At 58.5% G+C, this 20,588-nt stretch carries 18 protein-coding genes; 12 read left to right on the plus strand and 6 right to left on the minus strand.

Features of this window, described 5'->3' with window-relative positions; genetic code table 11:
- Positions 1–202: 202 nt before the first annotated feature.
- Genes fliT through fliD form a run of 3 tightly spaced genes read right to left on the minus strand, consistent with a single transcriptional unit; the run spans position 203 to position 2,408 of the window.
- Entirely contained in the window at positions 203–571 is a 369-nt protein-coding gene (gene fliT, locus ACJ8OK_RS03290; RefSeq protein WP_033632765.1) for a flagella biosynthesis regulatory protein FliT, read from the minus strand.
- The gene (gene fliS, locus ACJ8OK_RS03295; RefSeq protein WP_004934758.1) at positions 571–981 is read right to left on the minus strand and encodes a flagellar export chaperone FliS; all 411 of its coding nucleotides are present in this window, start codon (positions 979–981) and stop codon (positions 571–573) included. Before fliS ends, fliT begins: the two co-directional genes overlap by 1 nt.
- Positions 982–1,007: 26 nt before the next feature.
- The gene (gene fliD, locus ACJ8OK_RS03300) at positions 1,008–2,408 is read right to left on the minus strand and encodes a flagellar filament capping protein FliD (RefSeq protein ID WP_033632766.1); all 1,401 of its coding nucleotides are present in this window, start codon (positions 2,406–2,408) and stop codon (positions 1,008–1,010) included.
- A 281-nt stretch (positions 2,409–2,689) separates the two neighbouring features.
- On the opposite strand from fliD, the gene ACJ8OK_RS03305 reads away from it, so the two are divergent.
- The 7 genes from ACJ8OK_RS03305 (at position 2,690) to tcyN (ending at position 8,653) form a co-directional block, all read left to right on the plus strand.
- Positions 2,690–3,733, plus strand: coding sequence for a flagellin FliC (locus ACJ8OK_RS03305; RefSeq protein WP_033632767.1), 1,044 nt, complete (start codon positions 2,690–2,692; stop codon positions 3,731–3,733).
- Positions 3,734–3,915: 182 nt separating this feature from the next.
- Positions 3,916–4,638 carry an RNA polymerase sigma factor FliA gene (locus tag ACJ8OK_RS03310; RefSeq protein WP_004934752.1) on the plus strand — a complete coding sequence of 241 codons (723 nt, stop codon included), beginning with the start codon at positions 3,916–3,918 and terminating at the stop codon, positions 4,636–4,638.
- Between the two features lie 54 nt (positions 4,639–4,692).
- Positions 4,693–5,202 (plus strand): flagella biosynthesis regulatory protein FliZ, encoded by a 510-nt coding sequence (gene fliZ, locus ACJ8OK_RS03315; RefSeq protein WP_004934751.1) that lies wholly within the window; start codon positions 4,693–4,695, stop codon positions 5,200–5,202.
- Between the two features lie 124 nt (positions 5,203–5,326).
- Complete coding sequence (locus ACJ8OK_RS03320; protein ID WP_085336806.1) at positions 5,327–6,319, plus strand: D-cysteine desulfhydrase; 993 nt, start codon at positions 5,327–5,329, stop codon at positions 6,317–6,319.
- A 115-nt stretch (positions 6,320–6,434) separates the two neighbouring features.
- Positions 6,435–7,235: a cystine ABC transporter substrate-binding protein gene (tcyJ, locus tag ACJ8OK_RS03325; RefSeq protein ID WP_015378234.1), complete on the plus strand. Its 801-nt coding sequence runs from the start codon at positions 6,435–6,437 to the stop codon at positions 7,233–7,235.
- Complete coding sequence (gene tcyL / locus ACJ8OK_RS03330; protein ID WP_015378233.1) at positions 7,235–7,897, plus strand: cystine ABC transporter permease; 663 nt, start codon at positions 7,235–7,237, stop codon at positions 7,895–7,897. Before tcyJ ends, tcyL begins: the two co-directional genes overlap by 1 nt.
- A gap of 3 nt (positions 7,898–7,900) precedes the next feature.
- Positions 7,901–8,653 carry an L-cystine ABC transporter ATP-binding protein TcyN gene (gene tcyN / locus ACJ8OK_RS03335; protein ID WP_033632770.1) on the plus strand — a complete coding sequence of 251 codons (753 nt, stop codon included), beginning with the start codon at positions 7,901–7,903 and terminating at the stop codon, positions 8,651–8,653.
- Between the two features lie 29 nt (positions 8,654–8,682).
- On the opposite strand, the gene ACJ8OK_RS03340 is transcribed toward tcyN, so the two are convergent.
- From ACJ8OK_RS03340 to putA, 3 genes are all read right to left on the minus strand, one after another.
- Entirely contained in the window at positions 8,683–9,096 is a 414-nt protein-coding gene (locus tag ACJ8OK_RS03340; protein WP_015378231.1) for a type II toxin-antitoxin system HicB family antitoxin, read from the minus strand.
- Between the two features lie 11 nt (positions 9,097–9,107).
- The gene (locus ACJ8OK_RS03345; RefSeq protein WP_072010101.1) at positions 9,108–9,311 is read right to left on the minus strand and encodes a type II toxin-antitoxin system HicA family toxin; all 204 of its coding nucleotides are present in this window, start codon (positions 9,309–9,311) and stop codon (positions 9,108–9,110) included.
- Positions 9,312–9,474: 163 nt separating this feature from the next.
- On the minus strand, positions 9,475–13,446 hold the full coding sequence (gene putA / locus ACJ8OK_RS03350) for a trifunctional transcriptional regulator/proline dehydrogenase/L-glutamate gamma-semialdehyde dehydrogenase (RefSeq protein WP_442530386.1): 3,972 nt from the start codon (positions 13,444–13,446) through the stop codon (positions 9,475–9,477).
- Positions 13,447–14,016: 570 nt separating this feature from the next.
- Between putA and putP the strand changes: the two genes are divergently transcribed.
- From putP to phoH, 5 genes are all read left to right on the plus strand, one after another.
- Positions 14,017–15,501 carry a sodium/proline symporter PutP gene (gene putP / locus ACJ8OK_RS03355; protein WP_015378228.1) on the plus strand — a complete coding sequence of 495 codons (1,485 nt, stop codon included), beginning with the start codon at positions 14,017–14,019 and terminating at the stop codon, positions 15,499–15,501.
- Between the two features lie 243 nt (positions 15,502–15,744).
- Positions 15,745–16,590: an iron uptake transporter permease EfeU gene (gene efeU / locus ACJ8OK_RS03360; RefSeq protein ID WP_004934730.1), complete on the plus strand. Its 846-nt coding sequence runs from the start codon at positions 15,745–15,747 to the stop codon at positions 16,588–16,590.
- A 20-nt stretch (positions 16,591–16,610) separates the two neighbouring features.
- A complete protein-coding gene (gene efeO / locus ACJ8OK_RS03365) occupies positions 16,611–17,747 on the plus strand; it encodes an iron uptake system protein EfeO (RefSeq protein WP_085336687.1) in 1,137 nt (378 codons plus the stop codon).
- A gap of 11 nt (positions 17,748–17,758) precedes the next feature.
- Positions 17,759–19,057: an iron uptake transporter deferrochelatase/peroxidase subunit gene (gene efeB / locus ACJ8OK_RS03370; protein ID WP_076740734.1), complete on the plus strand. Its 1,299-nt coding sequence runs from the start codon at positions 17,759–17,761 to the stop codon at positions 19,055–19,057.
- Between the two features lie 718 nt (positions 19,058–19,775).
- Positions 19,776–20,564 carry a phosphate starvation-inducible protein PhoH gene (gene phoH / locus ACJ8OK_RS03375; RefSeq protein ID WP_004934726.1) on the plus strand — a complete coding sequence of 263 codons (789 nt, stop codon included), beginning with the start codon at positions 19,776–19,778 and terminating at the stop codon, positions 20,562–20,564.
- Positions 20,565–20,588 lie beyond the last annotated feature (24 nt).

The raw sequence follows: 20,588 nt of genomic DNA on the forward strand, positions 1-20,588 counted from the left end.
CAAAAATCAATTTCCTGCTGAACAGAAAACGTCCGTGTCGGGATGATGTTTATCCATTAAAGTGAGAGCCAGGCTCGAAGCGCGCATTTTACCAATTACCCATAAACTGAATAATTCAAATGCCATAGATTAATATCCTAACGTAACCCGAGAGTAATAGCGCATAGTGCTATTTAATCCATTTTCGTCAGTATTGTCGATCTTATCGGACCTGTGGTTCCCCCAGCAACAGCGCACGATCATGAAACTGGCCGTAGGTATTGTTGACCACGTTCTGGCGCGTGGACTGTTCGATCAGCATCTTCAGCTCATCCATTCGCTGCTGTAACAGACGCTTGAGCTCGGTTTCGTTGTCGAGGATCTGTTGCAACTTATTGCGCAACATCTCCTGCAGCGCCATGGACGGGCCGGCTTGCCCGGTATAGGCGGCGGTTTTTTCCACCGCCGTCACGTAAGCGAATTCGAGCTCGACGAGCTCCTCCCAGCGCCCGGTTTGCGCCAGCGCGATCATCTGGCTGCTCAGGCTATAAATTTGTTGATAAGCGGCTAACAGCTGCTGTTGACGTTCCATTACACGGCGTCCTGCGAAGGTTGGTAGTTAGGGCCGATTTGGCGCCAGGCGTCGGCGATGTTTTCCAGCAGTTTAACCACTTCGGCGATCGCCGCTTCGTCGTTGTGCAGGTTGGCCTGCATCAGTCGACGCTTCATGTAGTCGTACAATGCCGCCAGATTTTCGGCGATCTCGCCGCCCTGCTGAGGGTCGAGGCCACTTTTCAGGCCGTTGTCGATGATATTGATGGCTTTGGACAGCGCCATGCCTTTGCCGGCGATATCGCCCTGGTTCATCAGGATGCGTGCGCGAAGCAGGGCGCTGAGCGCCCCGTCGAACAACATCACGATTAACTGGTGCGGGCTGGCGCTCATGGCGCCGCTTTCCAGACTGACCTGTGCATAGGCCTGAGTGCCGCTACGGTTATACATGCTGTTTTCTTTACCTTGTTAAAGGGTTACTTGAACTGTTGAGCCAAATAGTTACTGGTGCCGTTCATTTTCGACATCATGGTATCCAGCTGAACGAACTGTTGTTTATAACGATCGATGGTGTTCTGAATGCTGGCGGTGACCGTTGTGATCTGGCTGTTCAGGCGATCGAGGTTGGTGTTGATGCTTTTGGTCGAGTTCTCGATGATGCCGCCGGATTTGATGTAGCTCTGGATCTCGTTGTGGATCTCGGTGGCCATGCCAGTGTCTTTGCCGTTACCGACGAAGAAGTTGCTGACTTGATCCGGCTTCTCATCCATCGCTTTCTTCAGCTTGGCGCTGTCGATTTCCAGCTTGCCGGTTTTGGTGTTGGTGGAAATGCCGAGGTTGCCCAGGCCTTTTAACTCCGGGTTGTCCTGGGCTGCGCTCAGCGCGCTTTTGATCGACGACTGAATGCCGCGCAGGGTGTTGTCGCCCAGCAGCGGGCCGTTGGTTGGGTTTGGCGCTTCGCCGGTTTTCACCGGGGTGAACTTGGACAACGCGTTGAAGGTGTCCAGCAGCGAGTTATAGCTGTCGACCCACTCTTTGATCTTGTCGGTGGTGCCGGTGGTGTTGGTGCTGATCACCAAATGTTGCGGTTCATCGGTTTTGGTTTTGGTTTTCAGATCGATGGTGACGCCTTGCAGGGCATCGCTGATCGAGTTGGTGCTGCGCTTGATAGCGGTGCCGTTCACCGTCAGCTCAGCATCCTGCGGCGCGACCGTCTGCTTCATGGCGGTGCCGGTGCCGCGGGTAGCGTTGTAGTTCAGGATATCGCCCAGTTGGTCGTCGTTATCGACCTGCAGAGAAATCTTGTTGTTTTCGCCGGTGGTGGAAGAGCTGACCGCCAACTGATAGTCGTTGTCGCCGACGCGCATGATGCTGGCGGTGACGCCAGCTTTGGCGCCGTTGATGGCGTCGCGCAGCTCAACCAGCGAGGTTTGATCGTCGCTGAGCGGGATTTTGGTTTCTTTCGGCGGGTTGCCGGCGGTGATGGTCAGGGAGCGGTCTGTCACGCCTTCAGCGCCTAACTTAGCGCCCTGGTCGCTGACTTTCGCCTGGGTGGTCAGGGTTTGCGCCTGCGCCAGTTTGTTCACTTCCACCACATAGTTGCCCGGCACCGCCTTGGCGTTGGTGGTGATCTTGAAGGCGTCGTGTTCGGTGGCGGTGGTGGCCTTGAAGAAATCTTCTTTCGCCATCTCTTTGCTGAGATTGTCGAATTTTTCCAGCGCACCCTTCAGCGTGCCGTAACCGGTCAACTGGGCGTTGTAGCTGGATTGCTTGGTGGTGTAAGGGGTCAGGCGCTGTTGTTCCGCTTTGGTCAGCTTATCCAGCAGGCCATTGAGGTCGAGTCCTGAGCCGAGACCTAATGAACTGATCGTTGCCATGAGTAATTCTCCTTGATGATGACTTTATTCGCTTTACGCGTTATCGGCCCAGTGGTGAAAAAGTTTACCGAAAAAAACAAAAAACCGATGGCGCAATAGAGGAGGGAAAAACCGCGTTATTTCCGCCATTGCGGCGGACGCAAAAAAAATTAAAAAAATTCTAAAGGTTGTTAGGGGAGGGCCGATACCTGAGGGGACGGTGGTTGACGCCGTGGGCAAACAAGCCCGAACCTTTTAACCGTGTTGCGAAGAACGCAACTGACTCGTAAGGAAAGCAAACAATGGCACAAGTAATCAACACTAACAGCCTGTCTCTGATGGCGCAGAACAACCTGAACAAATCTCAGTCTTCTCTGGGCACTGCGATTGAGCGTCTGTCTTCCGGTCTGCGTATCAACAGCGCGAAAGACGATGCTGCGGGTCAGGCGATCTCCAACCGTTTCACCGCTAACATCAAAGGCCTGACTCAGGCTTCCCGCAACGCCAACGACGGTATCTCTCTGGCGCAGACCACTGAAGGCGCACTGAACGAAGTTAACGACAACCTGCAGAACATCCGTCGTCTGACCGTACAGGCGCAGAACGGTTCCAACTCTTCCAGCGACCTGAAATCCATCCAGGACGAAATCACTCAGCGCATGTCGGAAATCAACCGTATCTCCGAGCAGACTGACTTCAACGGCGTGAAAGTGCTGAGCAGCGATCAGAAGCTGACCATCCAGGTTGGCGCTAACGACGGTGAAACCATCGATATCGACCTGCAGAAAATCGACTCCACTAAACTGGGTCTGGATGGCTTCGACGTGACCAAAAAAGGTCCTAAACTGGGTGCAGAAGTTACCGGTACCGTAAAAGTTGGTGATAAAGATCTGACTGTTGACGCCATGGCTGCAGGTAAAAAGCTGTTCTCCGGTAAAGATGCTACTGGCAAAGATACCTTCTACGTAGAAACTACCGATAAAGGTGTTAAAACTTATAAAGAAGCAACTATTACTGAAGACGGTACAACAGGTAAAGCAAAAATCACCGAAGGCACTACTGACGTTAAGATGGCAGATCCGCTGGCTACCCTGGACAAAGCACTGTCTCAGGTTGACGGCCTGCGTTCTTCCCTGGGTGCGGTACAGAACCGTTTCGATTCTGTGATCAACAACCTGAACAGCACCGTTAACAACCTGTCCGCTTCTCAGTCCCGTATCCAGGATGCTGACTACGCGACCGAAGTGTCCAACATGAGCCGTGCCAACATCCTGCAACAGGCTGGCACCTCTGTTCTGGCACAGGCTAACCAGTCTACTCAGAACGTCCTGTCCCTGCTGCGTTAATCGTCTCTCCCGATTAACTGTCGCAAAGAAACCCCGCTTCGGCGGGGTTTTTTTATGCTCGCGCACCGCGCGGTTATTACATGGCGCAAATAAAGCCCGTTTTGTGCGACTGTTCAGCCGATTGGCATTCTGCCCCCTACGCATAATAGCGCTGACTCTCTTATCCGCAGGTTTAAGACATAGTGAGCGATCTGTATACCGCCGAAGGCGTGATGGACAAAAATTCTCTCTGGTTGCGCTACGTGCCGTTAGTGCGCCACGAGGCGTTGCGCCTGCAGGTCAGGCTGCCCGCCAGCGTGGAGCTTGACGACCTGTTGCAGGCCGGGGGAATCGGGCTATTAAACGCCGTTGAGCGTTATGACGCCCTACAGGGAACCGCCTTTACCACCTATGCGGTGCAGCGCATTCGCGGCGCGATGCTCGACGAGTTGCGCAGCCGCGACTGGGTGCCGCGCAGCGTGCGGCGCCACGCGCGCGAGGTCGCGCAGGTGATGCGGCAACTGGAACAGCGTTACGGCCGCCCGGCGAGCGAGACGGAAGTGGCGCAGACGCTGAACATCTCGCTGGATGAGTACCGTCAAATTCTGTTGGACACCAATAACAGCCAGCTTTTCTCCTACGACGAATGGCGTGAGGAGCATGGCGAGAACGCGGAACCGATGCTGGAAGGGCATGAAGAGGCCAACCCGCTGCATCACCTGTTGGAAGGCAGCCTGCGCCAGCGGGTGATCGACGCCATCGAGGCGTTGCCGGAGCGCGAAAAAATGGTGCTGACGCTGTATTACCAGGAAGAGTTGAATCTCAAAGAGATCGGCGCCGTGCTGGACGTCGGGGAATCCCGCGTCAGCCAACTGCACAGTCAGGCGATCAAACGGCTGCGCGCGCGGCTGGCGAACGATACCTGACGGCGGAGCGCCGCCCCCAACTCGATGACTCATGCGACAATCGGACTGCCCCTTATGCCAGGAATACTGTTGAAGAAACGGCCGCTTAGCCGTTACCTGAAAGATTACAAGCACAGCCAGACCCATTGCTCCCAGTGCGGCAAACTGTTGGACCGCATGGCGCTGGTGTTTCGCGGCAAGATAATCAATAAAGAAGCCATCGCGCGCATGGATCAGCCGATCGACGATGCGGTCTGGCAAAACGTGCAGCACGAGCTGACCGCGCTGTGCCGCTTTTGCAGCGAGATTTCCTGCAACAGCCACCCGAGTTATTTCGACATTATGGCGTTCAAGCAGTATCTGTTCGAACAGACCGAGATGAGTCACAGCACCATTCGCGAGTACGTGGTGCGGCTGCGCCGGCTGGATGAAATGCTGGTGGCGCGGAATTACCCGGCGGACAAATTCGCCAACAGCGCCAGCCATCAGCGCATCATCGACGATCTGCCTACCGCGGCGCACAACAACTACCGCATTGCGCTGCGCAAGTACGATCAGTATCTCGCCTGGCAGCGCAGCTACTGAGACTTTCCCCGGCCGCTGGGCCGGGGTCTGCTGTTTCCCCCGTGATAAAGGATGATTATTCAGTTCACATCTGCTAAATCTATCGGTTATCAGATGTTGATATTCGATTCCCTGGGGGGAAGTAGTGAACCTGCAACAACAACTGGCGCAATTTCCGCGTCTGGATCTGGTTGGCGCCGCCACACCGCTGGAAAAACTGTCCCGTCTCTCCGATTACCTCGGCCGTGAAATTTACCTCAAACGTGACGATGTCACGCCTATGGCGATGGGCGGCAACAAGCTGAGAAAGCTTGAGTTTTTGGCCGCCGATGCGCTGCGGCAAGGCGCCGATACGCTGGTCACCGCCGGCGCCATTCAATCCAACCACGTGCGCCAGACGGCGGCGGTGGCGGCGAAACTGGGCCTGCACTGCGTCGCGCTGCTGGAAAACCCGATCGATACCCGCGCGGAAAACTACCTGACCAACGGCAACCGTCTGTTGCTCGGCCTGTTCAACGCCGAGGTGGTGATGTGCGAAGCGCTGCACGATCCGCAGCAGCAACTGGCGGAACTGGCGACGCGCCTCGAGGCGCAGGGCTTCCGGCCTTATGTGGTGCCGGTGGGCGGCTCCAATGCGCTGGGCGCGTTGGGATACGTGCAGTGCGCACTGGAAATCGCCGAGCAGAGCCAACGCAGCAACGTGGCGTTCAGTTCGGTGGTGGTGGCGTCCGGCAGCGCCGGCACCCACGCCGGGCTGGCGGTGGGGCTGCAGCAGCTGCTGCCCGAAACCGAGTTGATCGGCGTGACCGTCTCGCGCACCGTGATCGATCAGCTGCCGAAGGTGGAGCAGATCCAGAAAGCCCTGGCCTGTTCGCTGAATATCGACGAACTGGCGCCGATCGCGCTGTGGGACGATTACTTCGCGCCGCAGTACGGCATGCCGAACGAAGAGGGCATGGCGGCGGTGCAGCTGTTGGCGCAGCAAGAGGGGGTATTGCTGGATCCGGTGTACACCGGCAAAGCGATGGCTGGTTTGATCGACGGCATCGCCCAGCGGCGCTTCCACGACGAAGGTCCCATCCTGTTTATTCACACCGGCGGTGCGCCGGCGCTGTTCGCCTACCATCCGCAGGTGTAAACACCGCGTGTTATTCCATTTTGAACTATATTTATAAGGTTATATTCCTTTATGCGGGCGGTTGCACTGTTAAAGTGCTGATATCAAAAAAGATAAACAACATACAGGGGTGTTTATGATGTTTGCGAAAGTTCGTCGTCAATGGTTGTTGGGCGTGGTGGGTATTGCGTTGGCCGCCGGTGTGACGACGCAAACCTACGCCGCCGATAACCTGCTGCAGCAGGTGAAACAGCGCGGCACGCTGATCGTCGGGCTGGAAGGTACTTATCCGCCATTCAGTTTCCAGGGGGAAGACGGCAAATTGACCGGTTTCGAAGTGGATTTCGCCAACGCGCTGGCGCAACATCTGGGCGTGAAAGCCAAGCTGAACCCGACCAAATGGGACGGTATGCTGGCTTCGCTGGATTCGAAGCGCATCGACGTGGTCATCAATCAGGTGACGCTCTCCGATGAGCGCAAGAAGAAATATGATTTCTCCACCCCTTACACCGTTTCCGGTATTCAGGCGCTGGTGAAAAAAGGCAACGAAGGCACCATTACCAAGCCGGATGACCTGAAGGGCAAAAAGGTCGGCGTTGGCCTGGGCACCAACTATGAGCAATGGCTGCGCGAGAATGTGCAGGGCGTGGACGTGCGCACCTACGACGACGACCCGACCAAGTATCAGGATCTGCGCGTCGGCCGCATCAACGCCATTCTGGTGGATCGCCTGGCGGCGCTGGATCTGGTGAAGAAAACCGGCGATACGCTGGCGGTGGCCGGGCCAGCCTTCTCCCGCCAGGAGTCCGGCGTGGCGCTGCGCAAGAATAACCCAGAGCTGCTGGCCGCGATTGACCAGGCGATCGCCGAGATGCAAAAAGACGGCACGCTGGCGAAGATCTCCGAAAAATGGTTTGGCGCGGACGTAACTAAATAATGCACGAAAGTATTCAACTGGCGCTGGATTCAGCGCCATTTTTATTGAAGGGCGCCATACTAACGCTGCAGCTTAGCCTGGGCGGTATGGCGTTCGGCCTGTTGCTGGGGTTTCTGCTGGCGCTGATGCGCCTTTCGCCGCTTTGGCCGCTGTCATGGCTGTCGCGCATTTACGTATCGCTGTTCCGCGGTACGCCGCTGATCGCCCAGCTGTTTATGATCTATTACGGTCTGCCGCAGTTCGGCATCGAATTCGATCCTTTCCCGGCGGCGCTGATTGGCCTGTCGCTCAATACCGCCGCCTACACCTCAGAAACGCTGCGCGCGGCGATTTCGTCGATCGACAAAGGGCAGTGGGAAGCCGCCGCCAGTATCGGCATGACCCGTTGGCAAACCCTGCGCCGGGTGATCCTGCCGCAGGCGGCGCGCACCGCCTTGCCGCCGCTGGGCAACAGTTTTATCGGCCTGGTGAAGGACACCTCGCTGGCCGCTACCATTCAGGTGCCGGAACTGTTCCGCCAGGCGCAGCTCATCACCTCGCGCACGCTGGAAGTGTTCACCATGTACCTGGCGGCATCGCTGATTTACTGGGTGATGGCGACCCTGCTTTCCGCACTGCAAAACCGTCTGGAAGCCCACGTTAATCGCCAGGATCAGGAGTAACGCATGAGTGCCATTGAAGTTAAGCAATTGACCAAGCAGTTCAAAGGTCAGACGGTGCTGCATGGGATCGATCTGGCGGTGGACGCCGGTGAAGTGGTGGCGATCATCGGCCCGAGCGGCTCAGGGAAAACCACCTTGTTGCGCTGCATCAACCTGCTGGAGGAGCCGGATTCCGGCACTATTCGCGTCGGCGATATCCTGATCGATGGCAGCAAACCGTTGAGTAAACAGAAAAATCAGGTGCGCGCGCTGCGCCAGCAGGTCGGTTTCGTGTTCCAGAACTTCAACCTGTTTCCGCATCGTTCGGTGCTCGAAAACATCATTGAAGGGCCGGTTATCGTTAAAGGCGAGGCGAAATCCAGCGCCGAACAGCGCGCTCGCGCGTTGCTGGCGAAGGTGGGGCTGAGCGGCAAAGAGGCGGCTTATCCGCGTCGGCTGTCCGGCGGGCAGCAGCAGCGGGTGGCGATCGCGCGCGCGCTGGCGATGCAGCCGGAGGTGATTTTGTTCGATGAGCCGACGTCGGCGCTCGATCCCGAGCTGGTGGGAGAAGTGCTCAATACCATGCGTTCACTGGCGGAAGAGAAACGCACCATGGTGATCGTCACCCATGAAATGAGCTTCGCCCGCGACGTGGCCGATCGGGTTATCTTTATGGATCACGGCCGCATCGTCGAACAGGGCCCGGCCAAAGCGCTGTTCGCCAATCCGCAGCATCAGCGCACCCAGCAATTTCTCGACAAGTTCCGGAATCAATAAGGCGTCGGGGGTGTTTCCCCCGACTGCATTCACTCCGCTTTCAACAATTCATTGCGCGCGGCGGCAGCGAGAAATCCGCTGCGGCTGCCGTATCCCGGATGTTGCCGAACCAGAGAGTCAATGCGACTTAACAGGCGATGGGGCAACGTGATGTTAATCCGTTCGGCTCGGCCGTCAAATTTATCCATATTGATAGCGACCAATAGCCATTGTCCTCCCTCGAAGGATCCCGCATCTTTGGCAAGATGGGCTGCGACGGCATGCGGGCGCGGTAGCGGTTGATTGTCTTCGCTCAACAACTCAAAGTGCGCATCCAGTGCGCTTTGGGCATCGGCAAAAGCGTCGTCCAGGCTGGTGCCGGCGAAGTAGCAGCCAGGGACGTCGGGAAAGAAACCGCTGGCGCTGCCGTTTGATTCTGTATGGATATAAGCGGGATAAAACATGGTCTCTCCTGTTAACGCGTGGCGATGTGAAGCGCACTTAACCCCGCGTCTTTAAGTATCTGCCGCAGTGTGCCCAGCTTGAGAGCTTTCTTTGGATGCGGCACGGTGATGATCAGCGCAAAATCGGGATGTTTGAATTGATGGTGGCTGCCTTTTACCCGCCGCAATACCCAACCGTGGCTTTCCAGCAGCGCAATCAGTTCTGAACTCTTCACGATGTTATTGCCCTTAATCTACACACCATACACACTCTCAGGCAAGAAGATTAATACGCTAACGGCTGACCGGGCTGCGGACAATAAAAAACCCTGCACAAGTGCAGGGTTTGCGTAGCGGTTAGCAAATCAGGCGGCAATGTATTGCCGCCTTGAGGATGCGTTAACCGATGGTCATCAGGCTGGCGTTACCGCCGGCGGCGGCGGTGTTGATGCTCAGCGAACGTTCGATCAGCAGGCGTTCCAACAGGATGTTGGTTTCACCGTGAGCGAAGCCCTGCACCGAGACGATGGCGCCGCCGCGCTGCGCGATCTGCTCGCACAGGGTGCGCAGCTGGTCGGCATCGCCGTGGTAGATGGCGGCGTCGAACTCGACCTTGTCCTGCTGCCAGTCTTTGCTGAAGGCGATGCGCGCCTGCACATCGTTCGGCAAGCGGCGGAACAGATTGCGCTGCAGTTCCGCTTCCGGCCACAGCGCACAGCTGCCAACCGCCAGCACGGCGGCCAGCTGGATCAGCGCGTCGGCTTCGTTATCCGCCAGGCACAGCACGCGTTCACGCGGCAGCAGGGCATAGGTATTGCGTTCGCCGGTCGGGCCCGGCAGCGGACGTACGGTGCCGCCCTGGCCCAGTTCCGCATAGCGCTGCGCCAATGCCGCCAGTTCGCCGTGCTGGCTGGTGACCGCCCATTTCTCCAGCGATTGCAGCGCACCCAACAGCTGCGGCCGCGCGGTGGCTTCCATCGGGCGTTCTTCGTCCTGGCGGTGCAGCGTACGTTGCAGCGCGTCGTCCGGACGGTTGGCCAGCAGACGGTACAGGTACAGCGGGCCGCCGGCTTTCGGGCCGGTGCCCGACAGGCCTTCGCCGCCGAACGGCTGCACGCCAACCACTGCGCCGACCATGTTGCGGTTGACGTACAGGTTGCCGACCTTGGCGCGTTCGGTCACCCGAGCGATGGTTTCATCAATGCGGGTGTGGATGCCCAGCGTCAGGCCATAACCGGCGGCGTTGATCTGATCGACCAGCGCGTCCAGATTGTTGCGCTGGAAGCGCACCACGTGCAGCACCGGGCCGAAGATCTCTTTTTGCAGCTCGTCAAAGCTGTCGAGTTCGATCAACGTCGGCTTGATGAAGGTGCCGCGCGGCCACTCTTTCTCATCCTGCGCGCTGCCTTTGGCGGCCTGGTACACCTTGCGGCCTTTGGCGCGCATCGCCTGGATGTGGCGCTCGATGCCGGTTTTGGCTTCGGCGTCGATCACCGGGCCCACGTCGGTAGACAGGCGCTCCGGGTTGCCCATGCGGCATTCGGCCATCGCGCCGCGCAGCATTTGCAGCGTGTGCTCGGCCACGTCTTCCTGAATGCACAGGATACGCAGCGCGGAGCAGCGCTGGCCGGCGCTGTCGAAGGCGGAGGCCACCACGTCGGTCACCACCTGCTCGGTCAGAGCGGAAGAGTCGACGATCATGGCGTTCAGGCCGCCGGTTTCGGCGATCAGCGGCGTCGGCCGACCTTGCGGATCGAGACGACCGGCGATGCTGCGCTGCAGAATGCCGGCGACGTCAGTGGAGCCGGTGAACATCACGCCGCGGACGCGGGCGTCGTTGACCAGCGTCGAACCGACGGTTTCACCCTGGCCCGGCAGCAGCTGCAGCACGCCTTGCGGAATGCCGGCTTCCAGCAGGATACGCACCGCCTGCGCGGCTACCAGCGGCGTTTGCTCGGCCGGTTTGGCCAGCACACTGTTGCCCGCCGCCAGCGCGGCGGCGATTTGGCCGGTGAAGATCGCCAGCGGGAAGTTCCACGGGCTGATGCAGACCACCGGGCCCAGCGGGCGGTGGCTGTCGTTGGCGAAGTCGTCGCGCACCTGGCCGGCGTAGTAGTGCAGGAAGTCGACCGCTTCACGCACTTCGGCGATGGCGTTGTTGAAGGTTTTACCCGCTTCACGCACCAGAATGCCCAGCAGGCTTTGCAGCTGGCTTTCCATCAGTTCGGCGGCGCGTTCGAGGATCGCGGCGCGTTCCGTCGGCGGCGTAGCGAACCAGATTGGGCCGGCGGCCGCGGCGGCGTCGAGCGCGCGGCTGACTTCGCCTTCGGTGGCTTCACGCACGTAGCCGACCACATCGCCCGGCTCGGCCGGATTGATCACCGGCTGCTCCACGCCCTGATCCAATTCGGCGTCGATGATAGGTTCCGCGCGCCACGGATGGCTGGCGCTGGTGAGCAGGGCGCTGGAGAGCGAGGCCAGACGCTGTTCGTTGGACAGATCCAGACCGCTGGAGTTAACGCGTTTCTCGCCATACAGCTCGCGCGGCAGCGGGATGCGCGGATGCGGCAGACCAATCTGGCCTTCGCTGGCCGCCAGCGCTTCCACGGCGCTGACCGGATCGGCCACCAGCTCGTCGAGCGGCAGGGTGGCGTCGGCGATACGGTTGACGAACGAGGTGTTGGCGCCGTTTTCCAGCAGGCGGCGCACCAGGTAAGCCAGCAGGGTTTCATGGGTGCCGACCGGCGCGTAGATGCGGCAAGGGCGGTTCAGTTTGCCGTCGGCCACTTTACCCACCACCTGCTCGTACAGCGGCTCACCCATGCCGTGCAGGCACTGGAATTCATACTGGCCAGGGTAGTAGTTGTTGCCGGCCAGGTGATAGATAGCGCTCAAGGTATGGGCGTTGTGGGTCGCGAACTGCGGATAGATCAGGTTCGGCACCGACAGCAGCTTGCGGGCGCAGGCCAGGTAGGAAACGTCGGTGTACACCTTGCGGGTGTAGACTGGGTAGCCTTCCAGGCCGTCCATCTGGGCGCGTTTGATTTCGCTGTCCCAGTAGGCGCCCTTCACCAGACGGATCATCAGGCGGCGGCGGCTGCGTTGCGCCATGTCGATCACCGCGTCGATGGCGAACGGACAGCGTTTCTGATAGGCCTGGATCACGAAGCCGATGCCGTTCCAGCCGGCCAACTGCGGCTCGAAGCACAGCTTCTCCAGCAGATCGAGCGAGATTTCCAGGCGGTCGGCCTCTTCGGCGTCGATATTGATGCCGATATCATACTGGCGCGCCTGCAGGGTCAGCGACAGCAGGCGTGGATAAAGCTCTTCCATCACGCGTTCGTACTGCGCGCGGCTGTAGCGCGGGTGCAGGGCGGACAGCTTGATAGAGATGCCGGGGCCTTCATAGATGCCGCGGCCGTTGGAGGCTTTGCCGATGGCGTGGATCGCCTGCTGATAGGAAACCAGGTAGGCCTGGGCGTCGGCTTCGGTCAGGGCGGCTTCGCCCAGCATATCGTAGGAATAGCGGAAGCCTTTTTCTTCCAGCTTGCGCGCGTTGGCCAGCGCTTCGGCGATGGTTTCGCCGGTCACGAACTGTTCGCCCATCAGGCGCATCGCCATGTCCACGCCTTTGCGGATCAGCGGTTCGCCGCTCTTGCTGATAATGCGGTTCAGCGATCGGGACAGATTGGCTTCGTTATGCGTGGACACCAGCTTGCCGGTAAACAGCAGGCCCCAGGTCGCGGCGTTGACGAACAGCGACGGGCTGCGCCCCAGGTGCGAATGCCAGTTGCCGTTGCTGATCTTGTCGCGGATCAGGGCGTCGCGGGTCGGTTTGTCCGGAATGCGCAGCAGCGCTTCCGCCAGGCACATCAGCGCCACGCCTTCCTGCGAGGAGAGGGAGAACTCTTGCAGCAGGCCTTGCACCATGCCGGCGCGGCCGTTTGCACTTTTTTGGTTACGCAGCTTCTCGGCGATGCCGTAGGCCATTTTGTGAGTGGCCTGCGCAAGATCGGCGGGTAATCGCGCCTGTTCGAGCAACATCGGCACCGCTTCGGTCTCCGGGCGGCGATAGGCGGCGGTGATGGCGGCGCGGGTCACCGACTGCGGCAGAATTTGTTCGGCGAAATCGAGGAATGGCTGGTGTGACTCTTCCTGCGCTTGCGGCATAATGTCGTCCGCTTCAGGCTGGCCCGCTGCGGCCAGCGCTGGAATTTCAGGGATATCGGTACCGCTCTCGAGACGCTCGAGGTAATTAAAGATGGCCTGCTTGATGAGCCAGTGCGGCGTGCGATCGATGCGCTGCGCGGCGCTCTTGATCCGGTCGCGTGTTGCCTCGTCGAGTTTCACGCCCATTGTGGTAGTGCCCATGCCTGTCCAACTCCTGTGTTTAGAACCTATCCCATCAGGCTAGACAAACAGCAGGCCGGAAAGCCTGTTGGGATAGGTTCGTGAGATGTGTGGGTTAAGAATGCAGACAATATCCTGCATGTTGCAACTTTGTGCAACCTTGTTAAATCAGGCTGATGAGCGAAGTGTGAGTTTCATCGATTTTTTAACACGGGCAGTTGGCATGAATGTTGCGTTATTGAGCGAATGCGGCGGGGTTTATTACGTCGCAGGCGCTTTACCCTGCGCTATATAAGGGTAATCGCAAGGTGCAACTCATTTTACTTGTCGTGAGTGCAACCTTTGAGCCCGGTAAATGTGACGTAGGGTAAACTTTGTGTAACTTTGTTGTTAAATATCTTGTTGGTTGATGAAAGGCTCATCTAGGATAACCGACGGTCAACAATTACGGGCAGAAACTATTTTACCTGCACTCGCTCGCAGGCTGCGCCACGTTCCGGCGCGGCGGCCAGTGAAATGCATTGCGCGTGGGTTTACCGGCGCCGGCTTGGCCGGAGCGAAACGCGAATAATAATGAAAGTGGAGAATTAAATGACAATGAGCACACCTATGCTGGTGACCTTCCTGGTGTACATTTTCGGGATGGTGCTGATCGGCCTGCTTGCCTACCGGGCAACCAATAACTTTGATGACTATATTCTCGGCGGCCGCAGTCTGGGCAGCGTGGTGACCGCGCTGTCCGCCGGCGCTTCCGACATGAGCGGCTGGTTGCTGATGGGCCTGCCGGGCGCCATCTTCCTCTCCGGCATCTCTGAAAGCTGGATCGCCATCGGCCTGACCATCGGCGCTTACCTGAACTGGAAGCTGGTGGCAGGAAGGCTGCGCGTGCATACCGAAGCCAACAATAACGCCCTGACGCTGCCGGACTATTTCACCAGCCGTTTTGAAGACAACAGCAAGCTGCTGCGGGTGATCTCGGCCATCGTCATTCTGGTGTTCTTCACCATTTACTGCGCCTCCGGCATCGTGGCCGGCGCGCGCCTGTTCGAAAGCACCTTCGGCATGAGCTACGAAACCGCCCTGTGGGCCGGCGCTGCGGCGACCATCCTGTATACCTTTATCGGCGGTTTCCTGGCGGTGAGCTGGACCGACACCGTACAGGCCAGCCTGATGATTTTCGCGCTGATCCTGACGCCGGTGATCGTGATCTTCGCCGTCGGCGGCATCGATACCTCGATGCTGGTGATTCAGGCGAAGAATCCGGCCAACCTCGACATGCTGAAGGGGCTGAACTTCGTCGCCATCCTGTCGCTGCTGGGTTGGGGCCTGGGCTATTTTGGCCAGCCGCACATCCTGGCGCGTTTCATGGCGGCGGATTCTCACCGCACCATCCGCAGCGCGCGCCGCATCAGCATGACCTGGATGATCCTGTGCCTGGCCGGGACCATCGCCGTCGGTTTCTTCGGTATCGCTTACTTCGCCAATAACCCGGATCAGGCCGGTAACGTGTCGCAGAACGGCGAACGCGTGTTCATCGAACTGGCGATGTTGCTGTTCAACCCATGGGTGGCGGGCGTGCTGCTGTCGGCGATTCTGGCGGCGGTCATGAGCACCCTGAGCTGCCAACTGCTGGTATGCTCCAGCGCGATCACCGAAGACCTGTACAAGGCGTTCCTGCGCAAGGGCGCCAGCCAGCGTGAGCTGGTGTGGGTCGGCCGCGTGATGGTGCTGGTAGTGGCGTTGATCGCCATCGCCTTGGCGGCCAACCCGGAGAACCGCGTGCTGGGCCTGGTGAGTTATGCCTGGGCCGGTTTCGGTGCCGCCTTCGGCCCGGTTGTGCTGATTTCGGTAATGTGGTCGCGCATGACCCGCAACGGCGCGCTGGCCGGCATGCTGGTCGGTGCGGTGACGGTGATCGTCTGGAAACAGTACGAATGGCTGGGCCTGTACGAAATCATCCCTGGCTTCATCCTGGGTTGCCTGGCCATCGTGGTGGTGAGCCTGATGGGCCGCCAGCCATCCTCAACCATGACCGAACGTTTCGATCAGGCGGAAGCCGAATACAAAACGGTATAACGCCGTTTGATGTCAGTCGGCAAGGGGCGCGCAGAGCGCCCCTTCTTTTTGCCTGTTTGCCCGTCATTCGGCTGTAACACCTGGCGACATTTGATTAGAAAAAATCACGCTTGTGCCTCTTGTATTTCTTTTTGCCAGAATGATAATCACTCTCGTTGTATTTTACGTTTCTTTACATACTCGCCGCGGCTCATTTCGAGCCGGTTTTCTCTGCCGCCGCGGTCTTTTCAGGGGTGATTAGTTATGTTCGTTCCCTTTCTTATCATGTTCCGTGAGGGGCTGGAGGCCGCGCTGATCGTCAGCCTGATCGCCAGCTACCTGAAGCGCACGCAGCGCAGCCAATGGCTGGGCGCGGTGTGGATCGGCGTGATTGTCGCCGCGGCGCTGTGTCTGGCGCTCGGCATCTTCATCAATGAGACCACCGGCGAGTTCCCGCAGAAACAGCAAGAGCTGTTCGAAGGCATCGTGGCGGCGGTGGCGGTGCTGATCCTCACCTATATGGTGTTCTGGATGCGTAAGGTGTCCAAATCGGTCAAGGTGCATCTGGAAGGGGCTATCGATCAGGCGCTCAGCGCCGGTAAAGGGCAGGGGTGGGCGCTGGTGGCGATGGTGTTCTTCGCCGTGGCGCGCGAAGGGCTGGAGTCGGTGTTCTTCCTGCTGGCGGCGTTCCAGCAAGACGTGGGCGCCGCGGCGCCGATCGGCGCGGTGCTCGGCCTGGTGGCCGCCATCGTGCTGGGCATGATGATTTACTGGGGCGGGGTGAAGCTGCACCTGGCCAAATTCTTCAAATGGACCAGCCTGTTCATTCTGTTTGTCGCCGCCGGCCTGGCCGCCGGGGCGATCCGCGCCTTCCACGAAGCCGGTCTGTGGAACCACTTCCAGGACATCGCCTTCGATTTCAGCAACACCCTGTCGACTCATTCGCTGTTCGGCACCCTGCTGGAAGGCATTCTCGGTTACCAGGAAGCGCCGACGGTCAGCGAAGTGGCGGTCTACTTCCTGTATCTGATCCCGGCGCTGATTTTCTTTTTCCTGCCGCAGCGCGCGGAGCCGGCAGCGGCCCCGGCGCAACGTAAAATCAATCATTAATGTTTAATAGGGAATCTCGTATGTCTACTCCGTTATTTCGCCGCAAGGCGTTGCACGCAGCATTACTGGCTATCCCGGCGTTTGCGCTGAGCATCGACGCCTTGGCGGCGGACGTGCCGCAGGTCAAGGTTACGGTTAACGACAAGCAGTGCGAACCGATGCAACTGACGGTCCCGGCCGGCAAGACGCAGTTTGTGGTGCACAACACCAGCCAGAAAAACGTCGAATGGGAAATCCTGAAAGGGGTGATGGTGGTGGAAGAGCGCGAGAACATCGCCCCGGGCTTTACCCAGAAAATGACCGCCACGCTGGAAGCGGGCGAATATGACATGACCTGCGGGCTGCTGAGCAATCCGAAAGGCAAACTGACTGTCACCGCAGCGGCCAACGGCGCCACCGACGGCAAGCCGAACGCGCTGGACCTGGTCGGCCCGATCGCCGAATACAAGGTTTACGTCACCAAAGAAGTCGATGGGTTGGTGAAACAGACCAAGCTGTTTACCGACGCGGTGAAGGCCGGCAACGTGGAGCAGGCGCGCAAGCTGTATGCGCCGACCCGCCAGCACTATGAGCGCATTGAGCCGATCGCCGAGCTGTTCTCCGATCTGGACGGCAGCATCGACGCCCGTGAAGACGACTACGAGAAGAAAGCGGCGGACCCGAACTTCACCGGCTTCCACCGTCTGGAGAAGGCGCTGTTTGCCGACAACTCCACCAAAGACATGGGCCAATATGCCGATCGTCTGTATCGCGACACCGTTGAGCTGCAAAAACGCGTGAGTGAACTGACCTTCCCGCCGAGCAAGGTGGTGGGCGGCGCAGCCGGACTGATCGAAGAGGTGGCGGCCAGCAAGATCAGCGGTGAAGAAGACCGTTACAGCCGCACCGATTTGTGGGACTTCCAGGCCAACGTCGACGGCGCGCAAAAGATAGTCAATCTGCTGCGCCCGCTGCTGGTTAAGGCCAATAAGCCGCTGCTTGACAAAATCGACGCCAACTTCAAAACCGTGGACACCATTTTGGCGAAGTACCAAACCAAAGAGGGTTATGAGTCCTATGAGAAGCTGACCGATGCCGATCGCAATGCGTTGAAAGGGCCGATCACCACGCTGGCGGAAGATCTTTCTCAGCTGCGCGGCGTATTGGGTCTGGACTGAGGCATACGGTTATGAGCAACAAGGCAGGCCCGAATAACGGGCCGCATCCGCAATCGCAGGGGGCGGCATCGCCTTCGCGCCGCCGTTTGCTGCAAGGGCTGGGGCTGGGCGCGCTGGCGCTGGGCGGCAGCCGCCTGGCGCAGGCGGCGGGTAACGCGGCGGAGCCGTTGGCGACGCCGCAGGATGAGCGCTGGCAGAAACAGCCGTTTTATGGCCGCCATCAGGCCGGCGTGCTGACGCCGCAACAGGCGGCGATGATGCTGGTGGCGTTCGATGTGCTGGCGACCGACAAAGCGGGGCTGGAGCGCCTGTTCCGGCTGCTGACCGAGCGCATCGCCTTCCTGACCCACGGCGGCAAGGCGCCGGAGGTGGACGCCAAACTGCCGCCGCTCGATTCCGGCATCATGGGGCCGGAGATTTACCCGGACAACCTGACCATCACCGTCTCGGTCGGCGCATCGCTGTTCGATGAACGCTTTGGTCTGCAGGCGCAAAAGCCGCTGCGGTTGCAGAAAATGACCCGCTTCCCCAACGATGCGTTGGACGCCGCGCTTTGCCACGGCGACCTGCTGTTGCAGATCTGCGCCAACACCAACGAAACGGTGATTCACGCGCTGCGCGACATCATTAAGCATTCGCCGGATCTGCTCAGCGTGCGCTGGAAGCGGGAGGGATTCATCTCCGCGCACGCGGCGCGCAGCAAAGGCAAAGAGACGCCGATCAACCTGTTGGGTTTCAAAGACGGCACTGCGAACCCGAAAACCGACGACAAACCGCTGATGGATAAGGTGGTGTGGGTCGGCGACAACGTCGGTGAGCCGGCGTGGACGGCGGGCGGCAGCTACCAGGCGGCGCGCATTATTCGTTTTCGCGTCGAGTTTTGGGATCGCACGCCGCTGCAGGAGCAGGAAACCATCTTCGGCCGCGAGAAGCACAGCGGGGCGCCGCTGGGCATGAAGCGTGAACATGACGAGCCGGACTACGCGAACGATCCCGACGGCAAGGTGATCCCGATGGATGCGCACATCCGGCTGGCTAATCCTCGCACGCCGGAAAGCCAAAGCAACCTGATGCTGCGGCGCGGCTACAGCTATTCCCTTGGCGTCTCCAATGCCGGCCAGCTGGAAATGGGGCTGCTGTTCGTCTGCTATCAGGCCGATCTGGAGAAAGGCTTCCTGACGGTGCAAAAAAGGCTGAACGGCGAAGCGCTGGAGGAATACATCAAGCCGATTGGCGGCGGGTATTTCTTCGTATTGCCGGGCGTGAAAGAGGGTGGCGATTATCTGGCCAGCGGCCTGCTCAAGGCCTGAAGGCGGAATGACGAGGCGGGATCTTCCGCCTCGTTTTACGTTTGTCTTACCCGCTGCAGGAGGGCAGTTAACGATGAAACGCAATTCAATGCTTTGCCAGCAGATAAAAAAACACCCATCTCTGCTGCTTTTGATTGCGCAAAATTTAATCGGGAAACCAAAGTGTCATTCGCGGATTTTAATTGTAATTCATTGATATTTATTGATTATAATTTTCTATGGAATGATGTCTTGGGCGTGATATAGTGTTTTTGCGTTAACTGAAAACAAAAGACATTAAATTTTTTTACATTTTAGTAACGCTGTGGGATTGAATGTCATTATACTGTAATCATCTGGCGGTAGTTTTCACACGGTGCACAGCTTGAAGCTGTAAATATCACTGCGGGGATCGCTAATGGTAAAGTCCTTGGTTGGGCTGGAAAGAAAAAATAACACATCTCCCCTGATTTCTCGTTGTAACGAGGGTTCTCTCTCCGACTCTCTTTTACCGGCAACTCCGCACCCTTATCGCTACCGAATCTCATCACTTTTTACTCCACGTTTATTGATGCAGTCCGCGTTGTCCCGTGAAGACACGGCGCTTAAGCGTTGCCGTCGATTCACCTTGTCCCTTGGCTCTTATTGGCTCGGAGGAGGCCAAAACCTAATACGTGTGTGAAACATAATCGCGCGGCCTGGCCGTTGCGGTAGGTGAAACAAACTGTAAGGTGCCACTATGGGTAGACAGAAAGCAGTGATCAAAGCACGTCGTGAAGCGAAACGCGTTATTCGTCGTGACGCTCGTAGTCATCGCCAGCTGGAAGAAGAGTCTGTGACCTCGCTGGTGCAAATGGGGGGAGTCGAGTCTATCGGCATGGCGCGAGACAAGCGCGATAGCTCACCCATCGAGGCTAGAACCGAAGCTCAGGGTCATTACTTATCAGCCATAGAGAATAAGCAGCTGATCTTCGCCACCGGCGAAGCCGGCTGTGGCAAAACATTTATCAGCGCCGCCAAGGCGGCGGAGGCGCTGATTCATAAAGAGGTGGATCGGATTATCGTTACCCGTCCTGTTTTGCAGGCGGATGAGGACCTCGGTTTCTTACCGGGGGATATCGCCGAGAAATTCGCGCCTTATTTCCGCCCGGTGTATGACATTCTGGTGCGCCGTTTAGGATCTTCCTTTATGCAGTACTGCCTGCGCCCGGAAATCGGCAAGGTAGAGATTGCGCCGTTCGCTTATATGCGCGGGCGCACCTTCGAAAATGCGGTCGTTATCCTGGATGAAGCCCAGAACGTGACCGCCAGCCAGATGAAAATGTTCCTGACCCGCCTGGGGGAAAACGTGACGGTTATCGTTAACGGCGACGTGACCCAGTGCGACTTGCCGCGCGGCGTGAAATCCGGTCTCAGCGATGCCCTGGAGCGCTTCGAAGAGGACGAGATGATCGGCGTTATCCGCTTTGAAAAACAGGACTGCGTACGCTCCGCTTTGTGCCAGCGCACGCTCAACGCTTACAGTTAACCTACCCGCTACTGAAAAGGCCGC

This window comes from Serratia sp. CY71090 (assembly GCF_052166845.1).
Lineage (GTDB): Bacteria > Pseudomonadota > Gammaproteobacteria > Enterobacterales > Enterobacteriaceae > Serratia > Serratia nematodiphila.

What these genes read in the sequence shown, in the direction of transcription:
- tcyJ (WP_015378234.1), top strand. Translation starts at nt 6,435, where the DNA reads ATGATGTTTGCGAAAGTTCGTCGTCAATGGTTGTTGGGCGTGGTGGGT.
- fliS (WP_004934758.1), bottom strand. Translation starts at nt 981, where the DNA reads ATGTATAACCGTAGCGGCACTCAGGCCTATGCACAGGTCAGTCTGGAA.
- ACJ8OK_RS03305 (WP_033632767.1), top strand. Translation starts at nt 2,690, where the DNA reads ATGGCACAAGTAATCAACACTAACAGCCTGTCTCTGATGGCGCAGAAC.
- efeU (WP_004934730.1), top strand. Translation starts at nt 15,745, where the DNA reads ATGTTCGTTCCCTTTCTTATCATGTTCCGTGAGGGGCTGGAGGCCGCG.
- efeB (WP_076740734.1), top strand. Translation starts at nt 17,759, where the DNA reads ATGAGCAACAAGGCAGGCCCGAATAACGGGCCGCATCCGCAATCGCAG.
- tcyN (WP_033632770.1), top strand. Translation starts at nt 7,901, where the DNA reads ATGAGTGCCATTGAAGTTAAGCAATTGACCAAGCAGTTCAAAGGTCAG.
- fliZ (WP_004934751.1), top strand. Translation starts at nt 4,693, where the DNA reads ATGCCAGGAATACTGTTGAAGAAACGGCCGCTTAGCCGTTACCTGAAA.
- phoH (WP_004934726.1), top strand. Translation starts at nt 19,776, where the DNA reads ATGGGTAGACAGAAAGCAGTGATCAAAGCACGTCGTGAAGCGAAACGC.
- efeO (WP_085336687.1), top strand. Translation starts at nt 16,611, where the DNA reads ATGTCTACTCCGTTATTTCGCCGCAAGGCGTTGCACGCAGCATTACTG.
- putP (WP_015378228.1), top strand. Translation starts at nt 14,017, where the DNA reads ATGACAATGAGCACACCTATGCTGGTGACCTTCCTGGTGTACATTTTC.
- ACJ8OK_RS03340 (WP_015378231.1), bottom strand. Translation starts at nt 9,096, where the DNA reads ATGTTTTATCCCGCTTATATCCATACAGAATCAAACGGCAGCGCCAGC.
- fliT (WP_033632765.1), bottom strand. Translation starts at nt 571, where the DNA reads ATGGAACGTCAACAGCAGCTGTTAGCCGCTTATCAACAAATTTATAGC.
- fliD (WP_033632766.1), bottom strand. Translation starts at nt 2,408, where the DNA reads ATGGCAACGATCAGTTCATTAGGTCTCGGCTCAGGACTCGACCTCAAT.
- putA (WP_442530386.1), bottom strand. Translation starts at nt 13,446, where the DNA reads ATGGGCACTACCACAATGGGCGTGAAACTCGACGAGGCAACACGCGAC.
- tcyL (WP_015378233.1), top strand. Translation starts at nt 7,235, where the DNA reads ATGCACGAAAGTATTCAACTGGCGCTGGATTCAGCGCCATTTTTATTG.